The organism is Sphingomonas chlorellae, assembly GCF_056485145.1.
The window spans coordinates 524354-549034 of sequence record NZ_JBQXXM010000003.1 but is presented as its reverse complement, the minus strand read 5'-3'; the positions used below and the strand labels follow the sequence as shown (position 1 = coordinate 549034).

General features: G+C 64.0%; 21 protein-coding genes, 1 tRNA gene and 3 pseudogenes. 12 read left to right on the top strand and 13 right to left on the bottom strand.

From position 1 onward, the window contains the following. Nucleotides 1-36 precede the first annotated feature (36 nt). A tRNA-Met gene (locus ACT3CF_RS11375) sits at nucleotides 37-113 on the top strand. A gap of 81 nt (nucleotides 114-194) precedes the next feature. Here the strand turns inward: ACT3CF_RS11375 and ACT3CF_RS11370 are convergent. Further along, nucleotides 195-494 (bottom strand): annotated as a pseudogene (locus ACT3CF_RS11370) (integrase core domain-containing protein); the annotation flags it as partial. 1105 nt (nucleotides 495-1599) lie between these two features. Between ACT3CF_RS11370 and ACT3CF_RS11365 the strand changes: the two are divergent. The 7 genes and pseudogenes from ACT3CF_RS11365 (at nucleotide 1600) to ACT3CF_RS11335 (ending at nucleotide 6835) form a co-directional block, all read left to right on the top strand. Beyond that, nucleotides 1600-1812, top strand: coding sequence for a sigma factor-like helix-turn-helix DNA-binding protein (locus ACT3CF_RS11365; protein ID WP_478422785.1), 213 nt, complete (start codon nucleotides 1600-1602; stop codon nucleotides 1810-1812). Between the two features lie 58 nt (nucleotides 1813-1870). Further along, entirely contained in the window at nucleotides 1871-2032 is a 162-nt protein-coding gene (locus ACT3CF_RS11360; protein WP_478422783.1) for a glycohydrolase toxin TNT-related protein, read from the top strand. Then, entirely contained in the window at nucleotides 2029-2256 is a 228-nt protein-coding gene (locus ACT3CF_RS11355; RefSeq protein ID WP_478422781.1) for a DUF7695 domain-containing protein, read from the top strand. The genes ACT3CF_RS11360 and ACT3CF_RS11355 overlap by 4 nt, the downstream gene beginning before the upstream one ends. A gap of 82 nt (nucleotides 2257-2338) precedes the next feature. Then, a complete protein-coding gene (locus tag ACT3CF_RS11350; protein ID WP_478422779.1) occupies nucleotides 2339-2650 on the top strand; it encodes a hypothetical protein in 312 nt (103 codons plus the stop codon). 496 nt (nucleotides 2651-3146) lie between these two features. Continuing rightward, nucleotides 3147-3230: pseudogene (locus ACT3CF_RS11345) on the top strand (IS5/IS1182 family transposase); the annotation flags it as partial. After that, nucleotides 3207-6308, top strand: coding sequence for a hemagglutinin repeat-containing protein (locus tag ACT3CF_RS11340; protein WP_478422836.1), 3102 nt, complete (start codon nucleotides 3207-3209; stop codon nucleotides 6306-6308). The pseudogene ACT3CF_RS11345 and the gene ACT3CF_RS11340, both read left to right, overlap by 24 nt. Then, nucleotides 6305-6835 (top strand): hypothetical protein, encoded by a 531-nt coding sequence (locus tag ACT3CF_RS11335; protein ID WP_478422777.1) that lies wholly within the window; start codon nucleotides 6305-6307, stop codon nucleotides 6833-6835. Before ACT3CF_RS11340 ends, ACT3CF_RS11335 begins: the two co-directional genes overlap by 4 nt. A gap of 136 nt (nucleotides 6836-6971) precedes the next feature. On the opposite strand, the gene ACT3CF_RS11330 is transcribed toward ACT3CF_RS11335, so the two are convergent. The 6 genes and pseudogenes from ACT3CF_RS11330 to ACT3CF_RS11305 form a co-directional block, all read right to left on the bottom strand. Next, nucleotides 6972-8071, bottom strand: a protein-coding gene (locus ACT3CF_RS11330) for an IS3 family transposase (protein ID WP_478422776.1) whose coding sequence is annotated in 2 segments (ribosomal slippage) — nucleotides 6972-7819 and nucleotides 7819-8071 — 1101 coding nt in all. Because the reading frame shifts where the segments join, the coding sequence is not laid out codon by codon here. A 154-nt stretch (nucleotides 8072-8225) separates the two neighbouring features. After that, nucleotides 8226-8308: pseudogene (locus ACT3CF_RS11325) on the bottom strand (IS5/IS1182 family transposase); the annotation flags it as partial. 223 nt (nucleotides 8309-8531) lie between these two features. Further along, nucleotides 8532-9041: an FUSC family protein gene (locus ACT3CF_RS11320; RefSeq protein ID WP_478422775.1), complete on the bottom strand. Its 510-nt coding sequence runs from the start codon at nucleotides 9039-9041 to the stop codon at nucleotides 8532-8534. Nucleotides 9042-9043: 2 nt separating this feature from the next. Then, entirely contained in the window at nucleotides 9044-10768 is a 1725-nt protein-coding gene (poxB, locus tag ACT3CF_RS11315) for a ubiquinone-dependent pyruvate dehydrogenase (protein WP_478422774.1), read from the bottom strand. A 5-nt stretch (nucleotides 10769-10773) separates the two neighbouring features. Further along, nucleotides 10774-11928: an FMN-dependent L-lactate dehydrogenase LldD gene (lldD, locus tag ACT3CF_RS11310; protein ID WP_478422772.1), complete on the bottom strand. Its 1155-nt coding sequence runs from the start codon at nucleotides 11926-11928 to the stop codon at nucleotides 10774-10776. Beyond that, a complete protein-coding gene (locus ACT3CF_RS11305) occupies nucleotides 11925-12707 on the bottom strand; it encodes an FCD domain-containing protein (RefSeq protein WP_478422770.1) in 783 nt (260 codons plus the stop codon). The genes lldD and ACT3CF_RS11305 overlap by 4 nt, the downstream gene beginning before the upstream one ends. A gap of 400 nt (nucleotides 12708-13107) precedes the next feature. Between ACT3CF_RS11305 and ACT3CF_RS11300 the strand changes: the two genes are divergently transcribed. The 4 genes from ACT3CF_RS11300 to ACT3CF_RS11285 all read left to right on the top strand — a co-directional run bounded on the left by ACT3CF_RS11300 (nucleotide 13108) and on the right by ACT3CF_RS11285 (nucleotide 19734). Continuing rightward, entirely contained in the window at nucleotides 13108-13635 is a 528-nt protein-coding gene (locus ACT3CF_RS11300; RefSeq protein WP_478422768.1) for a hypothetical protein, read from the top strand. 89 nt (nucleotides 13636-13724) lie between these two features. Beyond that, nucleotides 13725-16028 (top strand): TonB-dependent receptor, encoded by a 2304-nt coding sequence (locus tag ACT3CF_RS11295; protein WP_478422766.1) that lies wholly within the window; start codon nucleotides 13725-13727, stop codon nucleotides 16026-16028. Further along, complete coding sequence (locus ACT3CF_RS11290) at nucleotides 16028-17893, top strand: DUF885 domain-containing protein (protein ID WP_478422765.1); 1866 nt, start codon at nucleotides 16028-16030, stop codon at nucleotides 17891-17893. Before ACT3CF_RS11295 ends, ACT3CF_RS11290 begins: the two co-directional genes overlap by 1 nt. After that, nucleotides 17890-19734, top strand: a complete 1845-nt coding sequence (locus ACT3CF_RS11285) for a M14 family metallopeptidase (RefSeq protein ID WP_478422763.1) — start codon at nucleotides 17890-17892, stop codon at nucleotides 19732-19734. Before ACT3CF_RS11290 ends, ACT3CF_RS11285 begins: the two co-directional genes overlap by 4 nt. Before the next feature lie 54 nt (nucleotides 19735-19788). Here ACT3CF_RS11285 and ACT3CF_RS11280 read toward each other — a convergent pair whose 3' ends face one another. From ACT3CF_RS11280 to ACT3CF_RS11255, 6 genes are read right to left on the bottom strand one after another with little or no spacing between them, the layout of a single operon-like run. Beyond that, nucleotides 19789-20193: a RidA family protein gene (locus ACT3CF_RS11280; protein WP_478422761.1), complete on the bottom strand. Its 405-nt coding sequence runs from the start codon at nucleotides 20191-20193 to the stop codon at nucleotides 19789-19791. A gap of 16 nt (nucleotides 20194-20209) precedes the next feature. Continuing rightward, nucleotides 20210-20788, bottom strand: coding sequence for a VOC family protein (locus tag ACT3CF_RS11275; RefSeq protein WP_478422759.1), 579 nt, complete (start codon nucleotides 20786-20788; stop codon nucleotides 20210-20212). Between the two features lie 3 nt (nucleotides 20789-20791). Beyond that, nucleotides 20792-22198 (bottom strand): FAD/NAD(P)-dependent oxidoreductase, encoded by a 1407-nt coding sequence (locus ACT3CF_RS11270; protein WP_478422834.1) that lies wholly within the window; start codon nucleotides 22196-22198, stop codon nucleotides 20792-20794. Next, the gene (locus tag ACT3CF_RS11265) at nucleotides 22191-22475 is read right to left on the bottom strand and encodes a (2Fe-2S)-binding protein (RefSeq protein WP_478422757.1); all 285 of its coding nucleotides are present in this window, start codon (nucleotides 22473-22475) and stop codon (nucleotides 22191-22193) included. The genes ACT3CF_RS11270 and ACT3CF_RS11265 overlap by 8 nt, the downstream gene beginning before the upstream one ends. 11 nt (nucleotides 22476-22486) lie before the next feature. Beyond that, a complete protein-coding gene (locus tag ACT3CF_RS11260) occupies nucleotides 22487-23686 on the bottom strand; it encodes an NAD(P)/FAD-dependent oxidoreductase (RefSeq protein WP_478422755.1) in 1200 nt (399 codons plus the stop codon). After that, entirely contained in the window at nucleotides 23676-24602 is a 927-nt protein-coding gene (locus ACT3CF_RS11255) for a dihydrodipicolinate synthase family protein (RefSeq protein ID WP_478422753.1), read from the bottom strand. Before ACT3CF_RS11255 ends, ACT3CF_RS11260 begins: the two co-directional genes overlap by 11 nt. Nucleotides 24603-24681: the final 79 nt, after the last annotated feature.

The following is a 24681-nucleotide window of genomic DNA, read 5'->3' as shown; positions in this document are numbered from 1 at the left end:
TGTGCAAAACAAAAACCCATTCACAACACCGCTCGGCGCGGGGTGGAGCAGCCCGGTAGCTCGTCAGGCTCATAACCTGAAGGCCGCAGGTTCAAATCCTGCCCCCGCAACCAAGCACACACATCCCAAACCGTCTCAGATATCCCTGAGGCGGTTTTTTTATGCCTGTTTCCATGTGACGTGCCCCCCGCCTTTCATCCAACGGCGACCAGAGACCGACCATTGTTGTTGCGCATGAGCGCAGGTGAAGCAACGGGCTGGGTTAACCCAGCCCGTTGCTTTTCGAGTTCGGCGGCGAACGCCGCCGGGGTGGCATAGCCGAGCGAGGAGTGCGGCCGCTCGGTGTTGTAATCATCGACCCAGCGCGCGAGGATCGAACGGGCCTGCCCGATCGTGAAGAACAGCGTTTCGTTGAGTAGCTCGTCGCGCATCCGGCCATTGAAGCTCTCGACGAACCCGTTCTGGGTCGGCTTGCCGGGGGCGATGTAATGCCACATTCGAAACCCACGTGCAGTAGATGGCGGAACGGCCTTCCGACCGAGCAATCCAGGAAGCTATCTATCTGACATAATTGCTGAGCAACGAGCAGCCGAAAAACTCTTGTATGGGCGGTGAGGAAATTGCTGAGGATACGACCATGAGTTTTGTTGAAAGTCTTTCTCCGACCGAAATCGGCACCGTAAAGCGGTCGCTTCGGGCTACAGTCGAGGGCAGTTTTTTCCTGATTGGGAATTTGAAACCCTAATCGGCGTTGACCGTGGCACAGTGAAGAATGTTCAGAAGGCGTTCCCTCAACAAACAGTCGAGCCAGATGAGTTTGTCTGTGCGGTGTTCGGTTCGATGCGCAATCTACTTGGGTATCCCCACGGCCAAGATGCGGAGCTGATCGCCTACGTCCCTGAAGGGCCGAGTGCCATTCGGAGCGCGCTTGATCGTCTTAACGAATTGTCGGCGTGAGCAGATTTAGTGAAAGCAAGATAAAAGCAGTGACTCCTAGCCACTGCTAAGTTTTTGTCTGCACATCGTTTTTAGGGAGATAGATGGCACCATGGGGGAGACTCTGGTGCCATGTTGGCGCCAAGCGGTTGAATCGCTTCCACAATTACCGGCACCGTCGCGAGACTCTGGGATCGCCGGAGGGGGAGCGGGAATTTACAGCAAGATAAAAGCACCGCCGTCGGCGTGTGTGCATGTGGTTGTTTTTACTGAGCAATAAGCGACGTCGCTGAAACCCCCCTGCCGTCGCTGTCGCCAAATTACCCAGCAATATCAATCGACGGGGCGCTGGCAGGTGTGCTGTAGCGTGGTGCCGGCGTTGTCGTGGCAGCGCGGGGCGCGCCAGGTCGCTCCGCTCCCGCCGGGCCTGCGGCCCGGCAATGCGGTCAGCGCGGTTCCCGCGCTGGCGTAGGGCCTTCGGCCAGCGGTGCGGGCGGTCGCTCCCCTCTAGCCCCGCCGCGGCGCGCCGCAACCGGCTGCGCCGGTCCTTCATTGCATTACGGCCCTTCGGGTGCGGCCCGCCTCTATCGGCGGGGCTGCCGGTCCGCTCTTGCCGCCCACCCCGCCGTCCGAGGCACGGTGGTTGCAGGCAGGGAGAAGGACATGGCTTGTGATGACAAGTTGGACGTGATCCGCCGCCGGCTCGATACGCTGCCGATGGCGACGCGCGCGGTGTTCCTGTTGCTGCGGTTCGACGCGCTCGACTATGGCCAGATCGCGTGGCGGCTCGGCATCGGGATCGATGAGGTCGAGCGGCACGTCGCGCGTCCGATGGTGGTGCTGACCTGGGGCACGGACGAGGAACGGTTGCAATGATCGGGCGGGAGCGTGGCGGCGCGGCGCCCGAGGGGGAACTGACCGAGGCGCTGAGAACATGCCCTATAGCCAATACCGAGTTATGCAGTCGTTTGACGCAAGAGTGGGGCCTCCTGCACCGGTTCCAGCCTTCGGCGCACGCGGCGGCGCAACGCAATATCTTCCGGGCCAGAGCGTTCAGCAGTTTCTCGATTCTGGCCACCTTGTGAGGGTGAAATGACCGATCATACCTATGAACTCGTTGGAACCAACTACGCCTCTACCGCTGACGTTCCGAGGGATGATGACCTATATTATCGTTGCGATGATTGTGGCGACATAATCCCCTCGGTTCCGGCCCATAATATTGGCTGCAAGTGTGGTAACGTGTTTATTGATAAGGACTATTGGCGTCTGATCGTGGCCGATTTGAGCAAGATGTCCGTCCTGAGAAGAACATCGTAAATCTGTTGCCGCAGAGAGTTTCGTGCCGCGTGCCTTCAAGGCTGGCGAGGACGTCATACATTTCGAAAGGCATGGAGCCGAGGTGGCCAACCAATTGGGGATCAAGGGCTACTCTGTTTCTCAATACGTTGATGACGCAAATTGGGTAATTCAGAACGGGAAATTTGCTCCCGAAATCAACGCCTACGTTTCAGTCCCTGGCGGTCTGGGTAGCGCGAAAGGACTCATGGTCGGTTTGGACCGTGCTACCGGTGAGATCACAACGATGCATCTGAAGCCGGTCAGTTTCTTCGAGCAGAAGGCTCCAAGCTTCGGATGGCAGGCACAACCTAAGTCGGCTATTACGAATACTGTCGGTCCCAATCCGCAAGCCGGTTGGAAGTGGCCATATTAATCGGAGGTTGTATGCGGGTCGAAAGCATAAACTGGTTGTCAAAATCTGCGGATGAGGCCGAAGTTGTCGTGTCGGATGGTTCGTTCAGATGTGAGGCTTACTCTCAGCCTTGCGATGCTTCGGTCGGCGACGTTGTAGTTCAGCCGTTGCATGTTTTCGGTATCCGCAACGCAGTCCTAAATGAAAAGGGAAGCCTAGGGTTTCGAAAGGTCGACACGACTAGCCTCGCACAGCACGTTGTGGCGAAAGTCACAGATGTCAGGGAGGGCCATCTCTCTGTGGGGGCTATTGAATTAATCGCAGATGATCCGTTGCCTGGCGGGATACAGGATGGATACCTAGTAGAATTTGAGTGCGCAAGAATCGATATGTGGTGAAAAATCTATTGCCGCAGTGTCTGATCAGAAATTAAGTTGAGTGGTATCAGCAGGTTAGCTTGACGGCTTTGCCTGTCGTTGATTCAGGGGTTTTGCCAAAAACTACCGTGGATACAACGATGTGGACTGATACCACTCGCGCCGTTCATGCGCGAAGCGGGCTGGCTTTGCCAAACGATATGACCGATGCGGAGTGGGCAATTCGAGGCGGGATTGGCCGCCGGGCCGGACGAGTGGCGCTGGTCGAGCGCGCGGGCGCATCTGCGCGGCGCGAAGGGCGGGTTTACCGATGTGGCGGCGCTGTCGGGTATCTACCGCAACTGGCGCGCGATGCTGCGCCACGGCGCCGAGGCCGGGGATGCGGCTTCTGCGGGCGAGGCGGCGATCAAGGCGGCGATGCGCACCGGCCGCCCGCTCGGCGGCGAAACGTTCGTCGAGCGGCTCGAAGCCGCGTCAGGGCGAGCGCTCAAGCGCCGGAAGCCGGCACCGACGTCACCAGCATCGAAAGCGCGCTTGCCGCGGGCGGTACCGCCCGGGTCACCACGCCTGGCGCGCTCAGCATCGACGGCGCGACCCTGTCGGCCGATACGGTGCGCGTCGACGCCGGCAGCCTCGCGATCGCGAGCCGTCAGGACATGTCGACCTACCAAGCGTCGTCGCACAGCAGTTCGGTCGGCGCGAGCTTCAACCTTGCGACCGGGCAGGTGGGAATCAACGGCAATGTCGCCAACGGCAAGCAGGCCGGGGACTATGCCAGCGTCGGGACCCAGGCCGGGATCATGGCGGGGTCCGGCGGGTTCGACATCAAGGTCGCCGGCAACACCGATCTCAAGGGGGCGGTGATCGCCAGTGAGGCGGATGCGGCGAAGAACCATCTCGCCACCGGTACGCTGACTGCGGGCGACCTCCACAATCGTGAGAACTACAGCGCCAGCCAGACCTCACTCGGCGGCGGGCTTTCGTTCGGTACCGGTGGTAGCGCCGGCGCCGACCGCAAGGGGCAGGTCGACCCGAACGCCGCCACCAAGCTGCCGGGGGTGAAGCTCGCCGACGGGGTGAGTGCCAGCGCCGGGGTGCCGATCGCGCTCAGCGCCGACGGCAGCCAGTCGGGGACCACCCGCAGCGCGATCGCGCCGGGGACGATCACCGTCACGTCGGGCGATGCCGCAAGCCGGCAGGTCGCGCAGGCCATCAGTCGCGATACCGCCGGCGCCAATGGCGGCGCGCTGACCCAGGCGTTCACCGACGCCAGGCGCCAGGAAATCACCCAGGGCTTCCAGGCTGCCCAGATCCTCGCCACCGAGACCAATGCGTTCTTCGCGCGCGAGGCTGAGAAGGAAGCGGATCTGCGCAAACAGGCTGATGCCGCAGCCGCAGCGGGCGATCAAGCGAGCGCGGACCGCCTCACGGCGCAAGCCGATCAGTTGCGTGAGAACTTTGGCGCGGGCAGCCCGGCGCGCCTGATCTCCACTGCGATCAAAGGGGCGGCCGGCAGCGACGTCACCGGCTCGCTCGGCAGCCTTGTGCAATCGTCCGCCGTCAATGTGCTGCAGGGGCTTGCGGTCAGCAAGGTCAAGGAGATCGCCGACAGCTTCTCCTCGCAGAAGGATGCCAAGGGCAACCCGATCCCCAATGGGGCCAGTGAAAGTGTCCGTACCGCGCTGCAGGCGCTGACCGCCTGCGCAGGCAGTGCGGCAGGTGGTTCCGGCAATTGCAGCGGTGCCGCCATGGGCGCAGCGGCGAGCGTGGTGCTCAACAATCTGCTCAAAAGTGGCGAAACGCCTGCGGTCGACGCGGCCGGCAATCCGCTTCCGCTCGCCGATCAGCAGGCCCGCGACAATCTCGTCGCTACCATCGTCGGCGCGGTCGCCCAAGCTGCCGGGCTCAACACCGCCTCCGCCGTGGCCTCAGCCCAGATCGAGACGCAGAATAATTCGGAGCGGACGCCTGACGGCAAACTCGTCGAGAGAAAGACACGCGAAATTCCCGCAGGGTATAGTCTGACGGATCTTTACCGAAAGAACGCCGAATTCCAGGCGCTGCTGGATGGCTTGGCGGACAAAGCCGGCCTTACCACCAACCAGCTTATCGATAACTACAACGCGTGGTCCGCTTGTATCGGCACGAAGGACTGTGCCGTCACTCGCAACGAATTCTACGAGGCATTCGGGCAGTTGTACGGTGCATATATTGATGCCGGGCTTAAGCAGGATCGCTTCGACAGCGCGATGTGCGCAGGCGACACCCCGTTAATTTGCGGGATTCAGAAGTCGAATGCATTTTTGAATTCGCCGGATGGCACAAGACTAAAGGGGGCAATGGAAGCAGTCACCGGTGGCGTCGCTGTCTTCTTCAGCATCACCGGCGGCGCTGCAAGCTGCGCGGAAACGGTCGGCGCCGGATGCGTTGCCGCAGTCGCCGGGGCGGCGGCTGGCGCCGATCAGGCCGTAACCGGAGCCCGCAAGCTGTTTACTGGCAAGGAGGTCGTCTCGCTCGGCGTGGAGGGCCTGATTCTGGCGGGGATGACGCGTGAAAATGCCGAACTGACCTACGCTGCCGCGACGGTCGGCATCGCCGCTGCCGAAGGTGGCGCCGCGCTGATATCGAAACTGGGCAAGGGAGGTTCTGCGGTCGCAGCGGAACGAGCGGCAGTGCTCGACGGTGTGAAGGTGCCAAACTTGGGAGGCCAGGATGCGTTCGGCGCCTCACCTGAAACGGGCGAGAGCAGCTACGCCGGAATCAACTTGGCGCTGGGTCTGACGACTGACCATGTCAACATACCGGTCGGGCAGTCAGGCGGCACTTCCCTCTACGCTCTTCGGTACCTGAGTGGCCTCGCCAAAGACGCCCCCGTCGCCGCAGAGACAGCAGCGCCCGCTGGGCAGAGTTTGATTCTGCGCCCTGTGGAAATTGAGTTCCCGGCCAATGGGCTCTCGCCATCTCAGCAGGCGCTTTTTAGTGCTCACCTTAGCGAGCAGGAAATGGCCTTAAATCGCCTGTCGTTGTTCAACCCGGATGACTTGGCGCTCAACCTGCAAAATTATGAAAATGTTGCTCCGCAGATCGCCAGAGCGAGGAGTTTGGCGCGCGTATATCTGCCTGGTTCCGGTGAAGGGCTCGATGCAGCGCATGCGCTGGATTCGGTCGCGGGAGGATACGTCAACGAGTTCGCAGGGTTCCGCGATCCGATCCAGCAGCGTATAGGTGCGCTGTGGAGAACACGGGCGAGCCAGATTGTGCCGGGTCGCGAACATATGCTCACGCCGAGGTTTGACAAATGAATTTGATAGCCACGCCTCAGTCTATCGCCGCTAATAGTTTCTTCATCGCCTCCTTTGGGATCGATGGGAATCTAGAGGGCGTTGGGCAGTGGGAAGGGAAGAATTTATCCCCAAAATGGGTGCAGGTATGTAGTGATCTACTGGCAGCGAAAGGCCCTAGCTTTGAGTATGTGTGGGGCACTCCACTATCTCATATTCGAACAAAATTTACATCAGCCCAAGGTGCTGCCATCTGCACGTTTTTTGTCAATGAAAGCGTCGCTTCGTCTTTGATGATGCTTGCGGGATATGACGCAACAGCCGAGCGTGAAGTAGCAGGTCTATTTGTGAACTCGCTGCGTGCAGCGCGCTTGGTTCAACAAAATGCCGGGTCGGCCGAGCCGTTTGCGGAGGCGCTATCGTTGTCCGAGCGGCCGCTAATGGCAGTGGTGCCCTTCCCGATCGAGACGATATCAGACCAAGATCATAGTCTCGTGCGAGAACTGTCGCTGCATCTCGCTTTTGCCTATTTTTGCGCGGCTGAATGACGCGCACCTGTGACACGGGGGCGGATTAGCGAATGCTGACGTGACCTCCGCTTTTTCCTCCAGTTGGAGCTAGAGTCTGACCCGACGATGAGGGTCCCCCGGTTTCTCGTCCAGCTTGGGCGTGAGTATCCGGCGTTCATTCGGCGGCGATCCTGGCCGCGGCGGCAGCATATTCGACCGGCGTCAGCCAGCCAAGCGATGTGTGAGGACGGCTTTCGTTATAGTCCCGGCGCCAGGCTTCGATCTTGGCCCGGGCATCGGCCAGCGACAGGAACCAATGGGCATTCAGGCACTCGTCGCGCAAGCGACCATTGAACGATTCCACGAAGGCATTGTCGGTAGGCTTGCCTGGCCGGCTGAAGTCCAGCGTGACACCGTTCTCGTACGCCCAGCGGTCCAGTGCCTTCGAGATGAACTCCGGCCCGTTGTCTACGCGAATGGTCCTGGGGGCGCCGCGAATCGAGGAGATCCGCATCATCGTCGAAACCACCTGCTCGCCCTTGATGCCCTGGTCGACATCAATCGCCAGCGCTTCGCGCGTGAAAGCGTCGACCACCGTCAGCGCCCGCAAGCGCCGGCCATCGAACAGGGCGTCGGAAACGAAGTCCATCGACCACATCTCGTTGGCAGTCGATGCCGCGGGTTGCCGCACCCGGTTGGCGGCGCTGACGTTGCGCCGGGGCTTCTTGAGCCGAAGGCTCAGTCCATCCTCCCGATAGAGCCGATACACACGCTTGTGGTTCACGACCCATCCTTCCCTGCGCAGCAGGATGTAGATGCGGAAATAGCCGTACCGCGTCCGCGTCGACGCCAGATCACGGATGCGCATCACCAGCGGCGTCTGGTCCGGCCGGTGCGAGACATAGCGCACCGACGATCGCTCGACGCCCAACGCCGAGCAGCTACGCCGCTCACTGACACCGTGAGACGCCTGGACGTGCGCGACGATCTCGCGCCGTCGCCTAGGCGTCAGAGCTTTTTTGCCAGCACATCCTGCAGGATATGCTTGTCCAGGCTCAGGTCCGCGACCAGCTGTTTCAGCTTCCGGTTCTCTTCCTTGAGCTGCTTTACCCGCCGCAGCTCGCCCACCCCCAGGCCGCCATACACCTTCTTCCAGCGGTAAAAGGTTTGCTCCGAGATCCCCATCCGGCGGATCACCTCGGCAACCGGCGTGCCCGTCTCCGCCTGCTTCAGCGCAAACGCAATCTGCTCTTCCGTGTACCGCGATTTCTTCATGTCCCAGCTCCTTGCCAAAAGGCTTCAAAGGGCCGGAAAACTCTCGCTCAAAACGCGCCAAAAAACAGGGGGGGACGTCAAATGCTGCCGCATACCAGATTGATATGGCGGCGTGACTCACATCCAATGGCCTCCGGCAAACCCGGCGCAGTTCAGTTTGCTCCAAGTCCTTGGCAGACGGCGATCTCGGTCCAGCCATGCCAGGGTGCGCTCGACGACCCATCGCCGGGGAACTACGTTTACCTCCTGCAACTCGTCGCGCGTCTTGGGCGCTACATCGATTTCACAAGAGCTTGGGGTATCATCAGGGGTGTCGGCCGTGGTGAGCTGACAAATTTGACAGTAAATCAAACCGTTCTGAACTATGCATTGGCTGAGAAGATCCTGCCCCCGCAACCAAGCACACACATCACAAACCGCTTCAGGACACCCTGAGGCGGTTTTTTCATTGCCCGGTCACCTACGAATTGACCGGCGGCGTGCCCGGCCGGCGCTCGACGATCGCGATTGCCCGTTCGGCAATCCAGTGCAGCGCGGTGCCGATCAGCCCGCCTAGGATCACTTCGCTCCCGCGCCACCAGCCCGCTGCCAGCAGCGACGCACCCGGGTCATGGGCAAAGAACAGGATCGGCGCGGTCCACATCGACACGCGAAGGTCGGGCCAGCGGCGAACCAGCCCCGCACAGACCGCGACGCTCGCGCCGGTCTGCGCCGCCAGGCCGGCGCCCAGCGGTGCGATCAGGCTTCCGACGCTCACCGCCACGACGATTCCGACGACAGTCCCGCTGAACCGCCACAGGACCGCATTCTTCGTCTGATCGAGCTTCTCCTGCGACACGACCACGCCCGAAATCGACGCCCAGACCGGGTGAAGCAGCCCGAGCGTCGAGGCGAGTGCATAGGCGAGGGCGGCGGCGCCCGAACAGCGCAGCACAAAGGCAATGTCGCGCGCCGTCACCGCCGTTTTCATCGTCAGAGCCTCAGATTGGTGCGGGCCAGATCGACGATTTCGTCACCCCGCCCGTTCATGATCGCCTTGAGCATGTAGAGGCTGAAACCCTTGGCCTGCTCAAGCTTGATCTTGGGCGGGATCACCAGTTCCTGCTTGGCGGTGACGACATCGACCAGTGCCGGACCCGGATGGGCAAATGCGGCGCGCAGCGCGTCGCCAAGATCGCCCGAATCCTCGACACGCAGCCCCTTCACCCCCGCCGCCTCGGCCATGGCGGCAAAGTCGGGGTTGTGCAGGTCGGTGCCGGTATCGAGATAGCCGCCCGCCTTCATTTCCATCGCCACAAAGCCGAGCGAACCATTGTTCGAAATGATCACCTTCACAGGCAGGCCGAGTTGGGCGAGCGACAGGAAATCGCCGAGCATCATCGTGAAGCCGCCGTCTCCCGACAACGAGATCACCTGGCGTCCGGGGGCGGCAGCCTGGGCGCCCATCGCCTGCAACATCGCGTTGGCCATCGAGCCGTGGTTGAACGAGCCGATCAGCCGACGCTTGCCGTTCATCTTGAGATAGCGCGCGGCCCAGACCGTCGGCGTGCCGACATCCGCGGTAAAGATCGCGTCGTCGTCGGCCAGTTCGCTCACCAGCGCGGTGAGATATTGGGGGTGGATCGGAGCACCGGACTTTGCCGGGCGGGCCAGCGCGTCGAGCCCCTCGCGGGCCTTGGCGTAGTGTGCGCGTGCCGCATCGAGGAAGCGCGTGTCGTGGCGGGGCGCAAGGCGGGGGAGGAGCGCCGACACCGCCTCGCCGATGTCGGCGACGATCCCCTGCGAAAGCGGCGCGCGCCTGCCGAGCGCCGCCGGATCGCGGTCGATCTGCACGATGCGCGCCTTCTCGGGATAGAAATTGCGATACGGAAAGTCGGTGCCGAGCATCAGCAGCGTGTCGCATCCCAGCATCGCGTGATAGCCGGATGAAAAGCCGATCAGCCCGGTCATGCCGACGTCGAAGGGATTGTCCCATTCGACATGTTCCTTGCCGCGCAGTGCGTGGACGACGGGGGCGGCGAGCCTTTCGGCAAGCGCGACGACGGCGTCGTGCGCCCCGGCACAGCCGCTGCCGGCAAGGATCGTCACCGCCTTCGACTCATTGAGCGTCGCGGCCAGCCGTTCGATCTCCCCTTCGGCAGGCAGCAGCCGCGGCGAGGCCAGCGGCGCCCATTCGCCGTCGGCGGCAACCGGGGCGGGCTGCAGCGCGACGTCGCCGGGAAGCACGATGACCGCCACGCCCCGCTGTCCGATCGCCGCGCGCATCGCCCGGTGCAGCACTTCGGGCATCTGGGCGGGATTGGTCACCAATTCGACGAAGGCGCTGCACTCACGAAACAATTCCTGCGGATGCGTTTCCTGGAAATAGCCGAGGCCGATTTCCGAGGAAGGAATATGCGCCGCGATCGCGAGCACCGGGACATGGTTGCGGTGGCAATCGAACAGGCCGTTGATCAGATGGAGATTGCCCGGACCGCAGCTGCCCGCACAGACCGCGAGTTCGCCGGTCATCGCGGCTTCCGCCCCGGCGGCGAATGCGGCGGTTTCCTCATGCCGCACATGCATCCACGCGATGCGGTCGAGCCGCCGCAGGCTGTCGTTCAGGCCATTGAGGCTGTCACCGGTGACGCCCCAGATGCGCTTGACGCCCGCATTGGCAAGCGTGGTCGCAAGCAGGTCGGCGATGGTCATGGACATGAGGCTCACTCCCGGGAGGAAAGGGTGGACGAAACCAGGCTGTCGCGGGTGATTTCGGAAATCGAGCGGGCGCCGGTCAGCGTCATGGCGACGCGCATCTCACTGGCGACCAACTCGAGCAGGTGGGCGACGCCCTTTTCGCCGGCGGCTGCGAGCGCGTAGATATAGGCGCGGCCGAGCAGCACGCCGTCGGCGCCGTTCGCCAGCATCCTGACGACGTCGAGCCCGGAGCGGATGCCGCTGTCGACCAGCAGTGTCAGGTCGCCCTTCACGGCGTCGGCGATCAGCGGGAGCGCGCGTGCCGTCGAGAGCACGCCGTCGAGCTGCCGGCCGCCATGGTTCGAGACCACCAGCCCGTCGGCACCGAAGCGAACCGCGTCGCGCGCATCTTCCGGATCGAGGATGCCCTTGAGCACCATCGCGCCTTTCCAGGAATCGCGGACCCATTGCAGATCGGGCCAGCCGATCGAGGGGTCGAAATTGGCGCCGAGCCAGCCGACATAGTCCTCGAGCGTCGTCTTCTTGCGAAGATAGGCGGATACATTGCCCAGATCGTGCGGATGTCCGCACACGCCGACGTCCCACGCCCAGCGCGGATGTGCAATCGCCTGCAGGATGCGTCGCTGTGCGGCGAACGGGCCGGACATGCCCGAATGGGCGTCGCGATAGCGTGCACCCGGCACGGGCATGTCGACCGTGAAGACCAGCGTGCGGACGCCCGCCGCCCAGGCGCGCTCGAGCGCGTTCCGCATGAACCCGCGGTCCTTCAGCACATAGAGCTGGAACCAGATCGGCCGAGTCAGCGCCGGCTGGACTTCTTCGATCGGGCAGACCGAGACCGACGACATCGTAAAGGGGATGCCGTGCGCCTGGGCGGCGCGGGCAGCCTGAACTTCGCCCCGACGGGCATACATTCCCGTCAGCCCGACCGGCCCGAGCGCGACCGGCATGGCGAAGGATTCGCCCAGAATTTTCGTCGACAGATCGACGTCACCCACCGCTTTCAGTACCCGCTGCCGCAGCGCCAACGCGTGCAGGTCGGTCTGGTTGCGAAGCATCGTCTGCTCGGCATAGGCGCCGCCGTCGATATAGTGGAAAAGGAACGGCGGCAGCCGACGGCGGGCCGCCTCCCGATAATCGTTGGTCGACGAGATGATCATGCCACGGAAGCCTTTGCGGTTCTGAGCTGGGAGAAGGCGCGCGTCGCGCGTTTCCGGCGCGCCGCGGCTTGTTCGAGGCGTTCGAGCTGCTCTTCGACGAACAGCAGGTGTTCGGTGGCAGCCGTCCGCGCAGCAGCCGGTTGGCCGGCCAGAATGGCGTCAAGGATCCGGCGGTGCTGGCTGTCGAGCTGCGCCGGCAACCCGGGCAAGCGATAGAGTTGCGCCAGGCTGTCCGAGATGCTCGCTTCCAGCAGGCCCTCGAGGCCGCACATTAGCTGGTAGAGGACGGCATTATGCGCCGCCCGGGCGATCAGCTGATGGAAGCCGGCATCGAGCGTTGCGAGCGTCCGGGGGGCATCGGCCGGCGCAGAGGCTGCCGGCGCCATAAGTGCGGTGGCAAGCGCGCGATATGCTGCCGCAATCGCGGCCCGGTCGTCGGGACCGGCACGCAGCGCCGCGTAAGCCGCCGCATCGCCCTCGAGCGATTTGCGAATCTCGATGACGTCGCGCCAGTATCCGGCGTCGCTGGCCGCGAGCGGCGCCAGCGATTGCAGCGCGACGCGAAGCGGTTCCGCGGTTTCGGGTGACGTGACATAGGTGCCGCCGCCGTGGCGCGTGGTGAGCAGGCCGCGGCTGACCAATTGCTTGATCGCCTCCCGCAAGCTGGACCGCGACACGCCGAGTTCCAGCGCGAGTTGTCGTTCGGCCGGGATTCGTTCTCCGACGGCGAAACGTCCCGCCGCGATCATGGCTTCGATGTGTTCCGAAATCGCCGACACCGCCACCTCCAACGTCTCGCGGAAGGTGGGATTGGTCTGGCCAGATGTCAACAAGCCGAAAAATATACGGCAGAAAGAGTTAGGAATGTTGGATATTGGTATGACCAATATGCCCCTTTTCCCGTACCCTCAATTCTGAGGGCATGACGGGCCGTCACCGGGAACGCGGCGCACGCTTTGGGCGAACTCAAGCCCGGCAGGTCTGGACAGAATTTGGCAAGGGGGCCGATTTCCACCGTAACAAACGAACAGCAGAGGGCATTCGTACATTCCGCTTCGACAATTGTTTGCGCCCAGTGCAACGATATGTGACTTTCTGCCTCATTGAACGAACGGTTCGGCTTCGACACTCTCACCATCGTACCAAGGCCCGTAGCGGGCCGAAGAACGGGGGGACGAAATGCGCCGGACCATCGCACTTGCCGCACTGACGCTCGTCGGCGCCTGCTCGGGCGCCAAGCACGAACAACCTGCGAACCAGACACAGGCGGGCGCGCCGGCGGGCGGTAGCGCCCAGACGTTCAATCAGGTTGTCGACGGGGATGTGCTCACGCGCATGTTTCGCTGGTGGAACGACGCCTATACCAAGCCCGACGGCTTCACGGCCCAATCCTTCGGGCAGTATTTCACGGCGGATGCCGTCATGCAGATCAATGGCAAGGTCAGTGCCAAGGGGCTGGACGACCTCGCCGCCCATTTCCGCATGATCCAGCAACGCACGCAGAAGGTGAAGATCAATCTGCCGTTCCGCGCGGCATTCTCGTCGCCCGACGGCAGCAAGATCTACACCTATCACACGATCGATGCCGAAGAGAACGGTAAGCCCGCCAAGGAAATGGTGATGGGCTATGCCGAACTCCGCGACGGCAAGATCGCGCTCATCAACTTTCTGGACATGGAAGGTGCGCCCCAGCCGGGCGCGCTGTGAAATCACGCCGTTGAACTGAGGGACAGGGAATCGGGTCGCCGCGCACCATCAAAAGATGGGCGCGCCGAACGGAAGAAGGGGAATATAGAATGCGCAAGTCCTTATTCTATTGCTCGGCTTTGACGGGCGTCGTCGGCGCCTTGCTTGCCGCACCGGCATGGGCGGACGACGTCGTCAAAACACCGGATGCCGCGGCGCCTGTCGCGGATGCTGGACAGGACGGCCAGGCGGCTCGCCCGCAAAAGGATGCCGGCCAGGAATTCGGCACCGGCGACATCGTCGTGACGGCGCAGCGTCGTGCGCAGCTCGCCACCGACGTTCCGATCAGCCTGAGCGCGTTCGACGCCGCGGCGATCGAGAAGCAGAACATCAAGGGGCTCGACGACTATTTCGCCAAGGCCCCGAACGTCAGCTTCACGTCCACCGGTTCGCGTGACCGCAAGGAAATCAGTATCCGCGGCATCACGAACCAGCTGAGCGACGAGGCAATCCCGCGCACGAGCACGTTCGGTTTCTACATCGACGATTTCAACGTCTCTTCGGGCACGGTGAATCCCGAGATCGTCGACATCCAGCGCATCGAGGTGTTGCGCGGTCCGCAGGGAACCTATTTCGGGCGCAACGCGATCGGCGGCGCGATCAACATCACGACCAACCAGGCGAACACCAAGGCGTTCGAGGGCGAGGTTTCGGCGGGCTATTCCAGCTTCAACACGGTCGACCTCAGCGGTGTCGTCAACGTGCCGATCGTTCGTGACAAGATCGCGCTGCGCGTGGTCGGCCGCTACCAGCACAGCGACGGGAATATCAAGAATATCAACCCGATCGGCGGCGGCAACGACTCCGACTATTATTACGGCAAGGGCATGCTCCGCCTGACGCCGACCGACGAACTCACCATCGATCTGGTCGGTACCTACACCAAGGAACGTGTCGGGATGCGCGAAGGCGTGCCGTCGGGCGTGCTGGGCCAGACCGCGCTGGCGGTGGTTTATCCCGATATCGCCAACCCCAAGGCGGACCCGGACGGCGTCGGCTTTTTCCCCGACAACGACAGCAAGGTCAATTTCAACCGGCCGCAGCGGATCGGTACCGAATTCTATTATCTGACGGGTCGCATCAAGTACGAGAACGATGCGATCTCGATCACCAGCATCACGGGCTATGTCAATTCGCACCAGTTCCTTCAGGGCGATATCGACGGTTCGAGCCACGATTATTATTACGAGACCAAGCCGGTCGACCGTGACTCGTTCAGCACCGAGACGCGGATCCAGTCGCCCGATGACGGGCGGGCGCTTTCGTGGACGGTCGGCGGCATGTACGCCAAGGACACCGGGGCGATCAACCAGTTCACCTATACCGGCGCGGCTAACCCCTTTGGGCTGCCGGCGGACATGGTGATCACCAGCACGCAGAATTCGGGCCGTTCGGAAAGCTGGGCGCTGTTTGCGCAGGGCCAATATGAGGTGACGCCGAAACTCTCGCTGACGGTCGGCGGGCGCTATACGCACGAGAAGGTGACGGTCGCGCAGAAGAACACGTCGAGCGGCAACGTCAACGGCGTGGTCGACGACAGCGCGAGCTTCAACAACTTCTCGCCGCGCTTCACCCTGGCATACAAGCTTGGCGATCGCACCAACGTCTATGCGACGGCATCGCGCGGCTTCAAGGCCGGCGGGGTCCAGATCAACCCCAGGATCGCGGACACCTCCTATGCGCCCGAGACGCTTTGGAACTATGAAGTAGGGTTCAAGATGCAGTCGGCCGATCGCCGCCTGCTGCTCAACACCTCGGTCTTCTACATGGACTGGAAGAATCTCCAGACCGAGTTCGCGGTGGCGCAGGTCAACGGCAACGTGATCACCTTCTTCTCGGGCATCGAGAATGCGGCTTCGGCGCACAGCGTCGGCGTCGAGGCGGATGCGTCGTACCTGATCACGCCCGGCTTGCAGGTGGGTGGCACGGTCGGCTATCTCGAATCGAAATTCGGCAGCTACGACAACGCCTATATCAACGGACAGGTGGTCAACCTGTCGCATCGTCAGATGCCGAACGCACCGAAATGGACGCTCAGCGCCTTTGCCGAATATAATTTCACGCCGGTGAGCGGTTATGAAGCCTATATCCGCGGCGAATGGTCGTATCGCGACATGATCTATTCGGACAAGGCAGCCTTGCTCTATAACGTCTGGCCCTATCGCGTCCCGAGCTTCGACCAGTTCAACCTGCGAATGGGCGTGACGCGCGGCCGGGTGCAGGTCCAGGCCTATGCCGAAAACCTGTTCAAGAGCCGCTATTTCACCAACGCCTATGAAAAGGCCTTTGCCGGCGGGTTGTTCGTCCAGCCCTCGGTGCGGAACATCGGTATCCGCGCAAAGGTCCACTTCTGATGCTGAAGGGGGAGGGACCGGCTCGTCGCGAACTGCTGGCGGGTGCCGCCGGCTGGATCCTCGTTGCGGGGCTGGGCGCACGGCCGGCTTCGGCGGCGCGTGTTTTCGGCCAGGCAACCGCCGGGCCCGACGCCGCGCTGCGGGCGCTGCTCGACGAGGCCTATGCCCGCACGCTCGAACTCAGTCCCATGCTGGGTGCGAGTGTGGGGGCGGCGATCGGCCGCGATCGGTGGGACGATTTTTCGTCCGCGGGCGAGCAGGCGGTGGCTGATACCGCCGCGCTCAACCTGCGCCGGTTGCACATGATCGACTATGCGGGTCTCTCCCCCGACGCACAGGTTCAATACAAGGCGTTCGAAAGCGATCAGCAGATCATCGTCGAACGCTATCGGTGGCGGCGGCACGATTATCCGCTCAACCAGATCGTCGGGCTGCCGATCGACGTGCCGAACGTTCTGATCAACCAGCATCCCATCGCGTCGATGGCCGATGCCGAGGCCTATGTCAGCCGGCTGGAACTGACGCCGCAGCCGTTTGATCAATTGATCGAGCGCCTGCGCGACCATGCGGCGGCCGGATTTCTGATGCCGGCGTCGCTCTATCCGCTGCTGATCGACGGCGCGCGTCAGGTGATCCGCGGCGCGCCGTTCGAGGCTGGCGATGACAGCCCCGTCTGGGCTGATTTTCAGCGCAAGGTCGGCGCCGTCGACCTTGCCCCCGCCGCGCGCGATGCGTTGCTTGCCCGGGCGAATGCCGCACTGACCGGACGGTTTCAGGGGGCCTATCAGCGCCTGATCGCCGAGCTTGAGCGTCAGGCGGCAAAGGCGACGCGCAGCGACGGCGTGTGGGCGCTGCCTGACGGAGAGGCCTATTATGCCTTTCTGATCCGCCAGTTCACGACGACGCGGATGACGCCCGAACAGATCCACCAGCTGGGGCTGGCAGAGGTCAAGCGTATCCACGGCGAGATGCAGGCGATCATGGATCGCGTGGGCTTTTCGGGTACGTTGCAGGCCTTCATGGCGCAGTTGAAGCGCGATCCCAAATTCTACTGTCCCAACACCGATGCGGGCCGGCAGGCCTATCTGGATCGCGCCAACGCCATTCTGGCAAAGATGCAGGCGGCGCTCCCCAAGGTGTTTCGTGAGCCGCCGTTGCCGCTCGTCATCCGTCGCGCCGAAATCTATCGCGAACCGTCGTTGCCGGCGGGATATTATGACGCGGGCTCGCCGGACGGCAAACGGCCGGGCTATATCTACCTCAACCTGCGTGACATGGCCGATCGGGCCACGTTCGACCTGGAAGACCTGCTCTATCACGAGGGGCTTCCGGGGCATCACATGCAGATCTCGACGGTGCTGAAGAACCCTCAGGTGCCCGAGCTGCGCAAGACCAACGAGTGGTGGCAGAACACCGCCTTTGTCGAGGGATGGGCGCTCTATGCCGAATCGCTCGCCAAGGAACTCGGGTTCTATCAGGATCCCTATTCGGACTTCGGCCGGCTGGGCGGTGAATTGTGGCGTGCGTGCCGGCTCGTCGTCGACAGCGGGCTGCACTACAAGCGCTGGTCGCGTGAGCAGGCGATCCGTTATCTGGATGACAACACCGCCAGCACCCATGCCGCAAATGTCGCGGAGATCGATCGTTATCTTGCGGTGCCGGGGCAGGCGACGGCCTTCACCGTCGGGATGCGCGCCTTTCGCCAGCATCGCGATCGCGCCCGTGCGGCATTGGGCGCGGCGTTCGACATCCGCGACTACCACCGGGTGGCGCTCAACTATGGTTTCATTCCGCTGAGTTCGCTCGAGCAGGCGGTCGACAACTGGATCGCGGCCGTGCGCGGCGGCAAGCGGGGGGCGGCATGATGCGCCTGCACCGGCTGGCGGCGATGTTGATGGCCAGTGTCTGCGCGTTGCCCGCGGTCGCACAGCAGCACGACATGCGCACCGGCGCTTCGGCGATGAAGATCGTCGCGCCGCTGCCGCCCGCTCCCGCGTGGCACGGCAAGAGCGAAGCGCTGCTGGTCGCTCCGGACGCTGAATGGGCGACGCCTGCCGAACGATCGGGAATGGTGCGAACGGCCCGCTATGCCGAGGTTCGCGCCTATCTCGATCGCCTCGCCGCGGCATCGCCGCTGATCCATGTGGTCACGATCGGAAAGACCTCGCTGGGCCATGCCTTGCTGGCGGTGATCGTCAGCAGTTCGGGGGCCGCCAGCCTGGAGTCGATCGATCGCAACAAGCCCACGATGCTCGTCCAGGCCGGCATTCATCCCGGCGAGAGCGACGGCACCGATGCGGGACTGATGTTGCTGCGCGACATCGCGTTGCGCGGCAAGCATGGGTTGCTCGATCGCGCCAACCTGATCTTCGTGCCGATCTTCAACATCGACGGCCACGAGAACGTTTCGCAGTTCAGCCGCCCCAACCAGCGCGGGCCGGTCGAACAGGGGTGGCGTACGACGGCGCAGAATATCAACCTCAACCGCGACTATATCAAAGGCGATGCGCCTGCGATGCAGGCGATGCTGGGGCTGATCGATCGCGTCGATCCCGCGCTTTACCTCGATCTTCACGTCTCCGACGGCGTTGATTTCGCCTATGACGTCACGTTCGGCTTTCAGGATGCGCCGTACAGCCATTCGCCCGCGGCGAACAACTGGCTCGAAACCGTGTATCGGCGCGAAGTGGGGGCGGCGCTGAAGGCGGCCGGCCATGTGCCGGGACCGCTGGTGCTCGCCGTCGACGATCGCCATCCGGAACGCGGGCTATCGCTTCCCGCCTTCGCCCCTCGCTTTTCGCACGCTTATGGCGACTTGCGTCATATGCCTTCGGTGCTCGTCGAGGATCATGCGCTGAAGCCGTTCCGGCAGCGCGTCCTGGGCGCCTATGTCCTGCTGGAGCAGTCGCTGCGCACCGTGGGCGATCAGGCGCCGGCGCTGACCGCTGCGATTGCGAAGGACAAGGCGCGGCGTGGAACGATGGTGCTGAGCTGGAAGCCCAGGCCGGACCCGGTGCGCATGGTGCCGTTCCGCCAGATGCAGGCGGAGCATTTCCGGTCGCCGATTTCGGGGACCGAAGAGATCCGCTACCTGGGGACGCCCGCTCCCGAAAAACCCTATCCGCTCTATGGGTCCAGCCCCGACGTGACGCTGGAATTGCCGCGTGCCTATTGGGTGTCGGTCGCCGATGCCGATGTGATTGCACGGCTGCGGCGTCATGGTGTCCGGATGGAAACGCTGCAGGAACCGCGGACGGTCACGGTGGACATGATCCGCGTCAGCGGCGCCAAATTGGCGACGAGTCCGGTCGAAAATCGTGTGCGCGTGAGCGCGACCGGCTATACGCACGAGACGCACCGCGAGACGTATCAGCCGGGCTCCGTTCGCATCCCCACCGACCAGCCGCTAGGCGAACTCGTCGCCACGATGCTCGAGCCGCAGTCCGAGGATTCGCTGTTCCAGTGGGGTTTCTTCCTGGGGATGCTCAGCCAGACCGAATATATCGAAGGCTATGTGATCGAGCCGCTGGCGCAGCAGATGATCGCGCGCGATCCCGCGCTGAAGGCGGCCTTCGAAGCGAAACTGGCGAGTGATCCGGCCTTCGCTGCAGATCCGGACGCCCGGCTGGCCTGGTTCTATGCCCAGACCGCCTATTTCGATTCGAGCTATCTCCTCTATCCGGTCGGCCGCGAGGTCGACCGCTGACCGGGGGCGGGCGGGCATGCGATCATGCCCGCCCGTTCCGGTTCCGGATCTGGCTCAGTCGAGGACCGCAGTCGCTTCGATCTCGACCAGGAAATCGGGCAGCGCGAGTGCCGCGACCCCCAGAAAGGTGTTCGGCGCCGGCGTGGCGCCCGCGTAGAAAGCGGCAATTTCCGGCAGCACGACGCCCAGCTTGTCCGGGCTATGGTCGACAACATAGGTGCGCAGCCGCACCACCTGTTCCGGCCCCGCTCCGGCGGCAGCGAGCACGGCCTTCAGGTTGGCGAGCGCCTGCCGCGTCTGTGCAGCCAGATCGCCCGCACCGACGAGTGCGCCATCGGCATTCCATGCCACCTGCCCGGCGAGGTGGAGCGTGCGCCGCCCTTCGCTCAGCGTTGCATGGGAAAAGCCGTAGCTGACGCTGTCGTAGAGGTCGGCGGGATTGATGCGTTGGTTGGGCACGGGCAAATCTCCTGGATCAGTCGACGATTTCGAGCGGATTGCCAAAGGGGTCGCGAACATAGAGGTTCTTCTTGCCCGCCAGCGGACCATCGGTGATCGCGATGATCTGCTGAACGGTGCAGCCGTGATCGGCCAGATAGCGTGCGGCATGTTCGACATCGTCGACGCGCAGGCCCAGATGATGGCCGCCCGCATCGCAATGACGGGGCCTCGCATCCTTTCGGTCGTGCGGCTTGTCATATTGCACGAGTTGCAGGTTCAGGTTCTCCGTCAGCCGCAGCATCGCCAGCGTCAGGCAGGCGCCTGGGATACCGATATGCGTATCCATGAAGTCCCGCCCCGCCGCGTCGCGCGGAATCGCGTCCGCATCGAGGGGGCCGAGACGGAAGAGTTCGCTCGCGCCGAACACCTCGACGTAAAAGGCGATCGCCGCCTCCAGGTCGGGGACGGTAAACGACACGTGGTCGGCGGCGAGAAATCTGGGGCGGTCGGTCGCGTGCATCGCTGTCTCCGCAGGAGGGAATGGCTCCATCCTAGAAGCGCGTTGCGGTGCAGCAATGCGGCGCTGCGGCGAAGATCGTTGCGCCGTGCGCAAGCTTTACGCGATCAGGTCGCCGATCGGCGTCGGCCGGGCGGGGAAGCGGCTGGTGAAGGGGCGGATCTCGCCGGGGTCCAGGCGGCGATGTTCGGCGACCATGCGGATCAACATGTGCTCGCAGCTCCGTCCCTGGCACAGTCCCATGCCGCAGCGCGTGGCCAATTTGACGGCATTGGGATCCGGCGCGGCGGCGATGGCCTCGCGCAGCCGTGCGCTGTCGACATCCTCGCAGCGGCAACAGATCGTGTTCGCCCCAGCCAGGCGGCGGAGCGCCGATGACGGGTCGGCCAGCCGGTCGAGATGGGCGGCAAAGCGCCGCGCGCGCCGCCACGCCCGGTCGGCGGGGCGGCGGATCGCCTCCGCCGCGGCCTGGTCGATGAGGCCGAGGTCGGCGGCAAGGCCGGCACCTGCGATCCGTCCTGCCTGAAGTGCCGCCGGCGCCCCTGCGACCCCGGTCGTTTCGCCCGCCACGGCGATACCGGCGATGCTGCTGCGCAACCAGTCGTCGTGTGTCGCCGCCCAGCCCCCCGCCGGCGCTGCCCAGCGCACGTCGAGGCCCGCCTGGCGAACCAGATCCGATTGCGGCAGGAAACCGTAGCACAGCCCGACGGCATCGCACTCGATCACCGCGTCGCGGCCGGCAGAACCCACCAACCTGAGACGCTCGACTCGCGCGCGCCCGTCGATTGCATGGAGCTGTTGCCCGAAGCGGACGGGGACGCCCGCCTTCCACAGCTGCGTTATCGCCATCGTCGCATCACGCAGCGGGCGGGAATTGGTCGCGACCTGCGCCAGCATGCCCGCCGCCGTGCGGAACAGCGTCGCGAACGGTTGTTCGAACAGCACCCCCGCGACCTGCCCGCCAGCCGCGAGAATCTGCGTCGCGACGATGAGCATCAAGGGGTGTGTTCCGGCCAGCGCGATCCGCCCACCCGGCATCACGCCTTGGGACTTGATGAGCGCCTGAAGGCCGCCTGCACCCATCGCGCCGGGCAGCGTCCAGCCCGGGACCATGGCGGGGAGGTCGTAACAGCCTGCGGCGATCAGGACCCGTCGGGCGCCGATCCGCGTGGCGCCTGCGCCGGACGTTGTGATGACGGCGAAGGCATCGCACACCCCCTCGATCGCGATCACCGAATGGCCACCGCACCATCGCAGCGCCGATTGTGCCTCAAAAGCCGCCAGCTGCTTCCTGAGCGGTTGGTAGGTCGGTCCGCGCATCCAGCGCGGCAGCACGAATTCGCGAGGCGGTTGGCGTAGAATCTGGCCGCCAGGGCGCAGCTGTTCGTCAAGTACCGCAACACGGGCCCCCGCTTCGGCCAGAACGAGCGCAGCTGCCTGTCCGGCCGGACCGCCGCCGATGATCGCGACATCGAAGGGGGAGGGGCCATGCCCTGCTTCATGCATCGCCTGCGGCTCCCGTTCGTATCCGCATTCCAGGCTCCACGGGCTGCAGGCACGCGCGCACTCGGCGCGGCGGCACAAGGTCGACGCGTTCGACGAAACACTCGGCGCAAGTGCCCATGGCGCACCAGAAGCCTCGCAGTCGCGCGCCGCCATCGCGACGGGTCGTCGGGCGGTCGGCCGCTGCCAGAACCGCCGCGACGGTTTCACCCCGGAAACAGTCGAGCCGCTGGCCATCGACCTCAATCGTCAACGACTCTCCCCGCCGGATGTCGATCATCTGCCTGGGCATCATCCCATGAATCCGTTGAGGCTCGCAAAGCGTGCGGGGGAGGCGACGGCGAGCAGTTCTTCGGCTTCCGCCCGGTTGCGGTCGAGCATCTGGTCGGCGATCAGCCGGGCAAAGGTCGGCCCCAGCGTGAATGCCGATCCGCCGGCCGCGCAATAGAGGCCGGGAACCGACGGAAAACCACCGGCGATCGGCAATTGATCGGGCGTCACGCCGGTAATCCCGGTCCAGGTGCGGACCAGATTGAGCGCCGCAACGCCGGGCACCGTGTCGGTCGCCGCGACGAGATTGTCGCGCAGCGCCGCGTGGATCAGTTCCGGTGGTCGTGACAGGTCGAAGCGGTCGCCGTCACGCCGCAGCCGTGCGGGCCAGCCGCCGCCGATCAGCAGGTTGCCGGCGTGGGTCTGCTTGAGCGAAAGTCGCCTTCCGACATGCTGGACCAGATGGGGCAGGGGCCAACCGGTCCGCTCGGTTGCGCTCATCGTCAGCGCAACCGGCACAAGCGGCAAGTGGAGGTTGGCGAGCGTTGCGACGCGCGCGGACCACGCCCCGGCCGCGATCAGGATTTTCTCCGCAGCGACCTGGCGCGAGCCGGTCGTCCCGGTAATCGCAATGTTGAATCCGCCGGCGCGGCGTTCGATCACCGTGGCGCGCTGGCCGGTCTCGATCGTCGCGCCGGCCGCCGCCGCGGCGCGGGCAAAGGCGGGCGCGACAATGCGGCTGTCGGCATGCCCTTCGTCGCCCATGAAGTTGGCGGCGACGATCCGCGTCGAGAGGTAGGGCGCAAGCCGTCGTGCGGCATCACCGTCGATGGTTTCGACGGCCAGCCCCATCGCGCGCTCGCGCACGGCCTTGCGCTCGAGCAACTCGACCTGGTCGGCCCTCTCGGCGACCATCAGGCCGCCCGTCATGTGGACATGGAGGGATGTGCCGAGGCGCTGCTCGAGCGTGCGCCAATCCTCGATCGCGATCCGGCTGAGCGTCGCGGTGCGCTCGCCCTCTTCGCCCAGGCCGCCGGCACGCTCGAGGAAGCGACGCTCGATCTGGAAGTGGAGCGATCCGGCATTCTGGCCCGATGCGCCGCTCCCCAACGCGCCCTGATCGATCAGAAGGACGCGTGCGCCGCCCGCCGCGAGGTGCCATGCGGCGGCGCAACCGACGAGCCCGCCGCCGACGATCAGGACGTCGAAGCTAGCCAGCAATCCGCCCCAACCCGATCAACGTCTCCCGGATTTCGTCGCACGCCGCAGCGTCGACGTCGAGCAGCGGGCGACGGACGTACCCGCCGGGCAGTCCCTGCGCATTGAGCGCCGCCTTGAGGATGGCGGGCCCCGAACCGAACCGGCCGACCAGTTCGGGCGTGTACCAGGCGTCCATCAGGACGCGGTCCTGCTGGCCACAGGCGCGGGCGGCGTCGATGCGGCCGGCCCAGAGGTTCTCGTAAAAGCCGGGATGCACGCGACCCAGCACCGCGCCGGCGCCCATCGTGCCGTCGCCACCACGCGCTTCAAGAAGGGCAAGGCCGTGCTCATCCATTGCATGGCCGAAGATACGCACCTTGTCGCGCAGCGCAAAGAACGTCGCGACGAAGCGATCGAGGTGGCTCGTCGACTGCTTGACCGCGACGACCTTGGGCAGGTCGGTCAGACGTTCGAGGAGGGAGAGGGGCATGTCGATGCCCGTTCCCGGCGGCCAGTTGTAGATGCAGACCGGAAGCGGCGTGGCCTGGTCGATCTCGGTGTAGAAGGCGAGCAATTCGCGCTCGCCCGGGCGAATATAGGGGGGCGGGGTCACGACGATGCCATCGAAGCGGGCCGCAGCGGCAGCCTCCGCAAACTGAAGCACTTCGCGTGCGGTGAAGCCGCTGCATCCCGCGAGCAGCGGCAACCGGCCGCCAAGCTGGTTACCGGCGGCTGCAAACAGGCGGCAGCGCTCTTCGGCCGACATCGACGTCCACTCGCCCGTCGTGCCGGCGACGAGCAGGCCGTGCATCCCTTCGGCGTGCAGCCATTCGAGCAGCCGCGCAAAGCCCGGAAAGTCGATCGCCCCGCCCGCTTCGAACGGCGTGGTGATGGCCGGGATATAACCGTGCCAATCGACGATCGACCGCTTGTCCAAGGATGCCCCCTATCTGCACCGTCAAAATCCGATCCCTCTTTGACGACAGCATTGTTTCGGCTGCAATAACAACGAATGT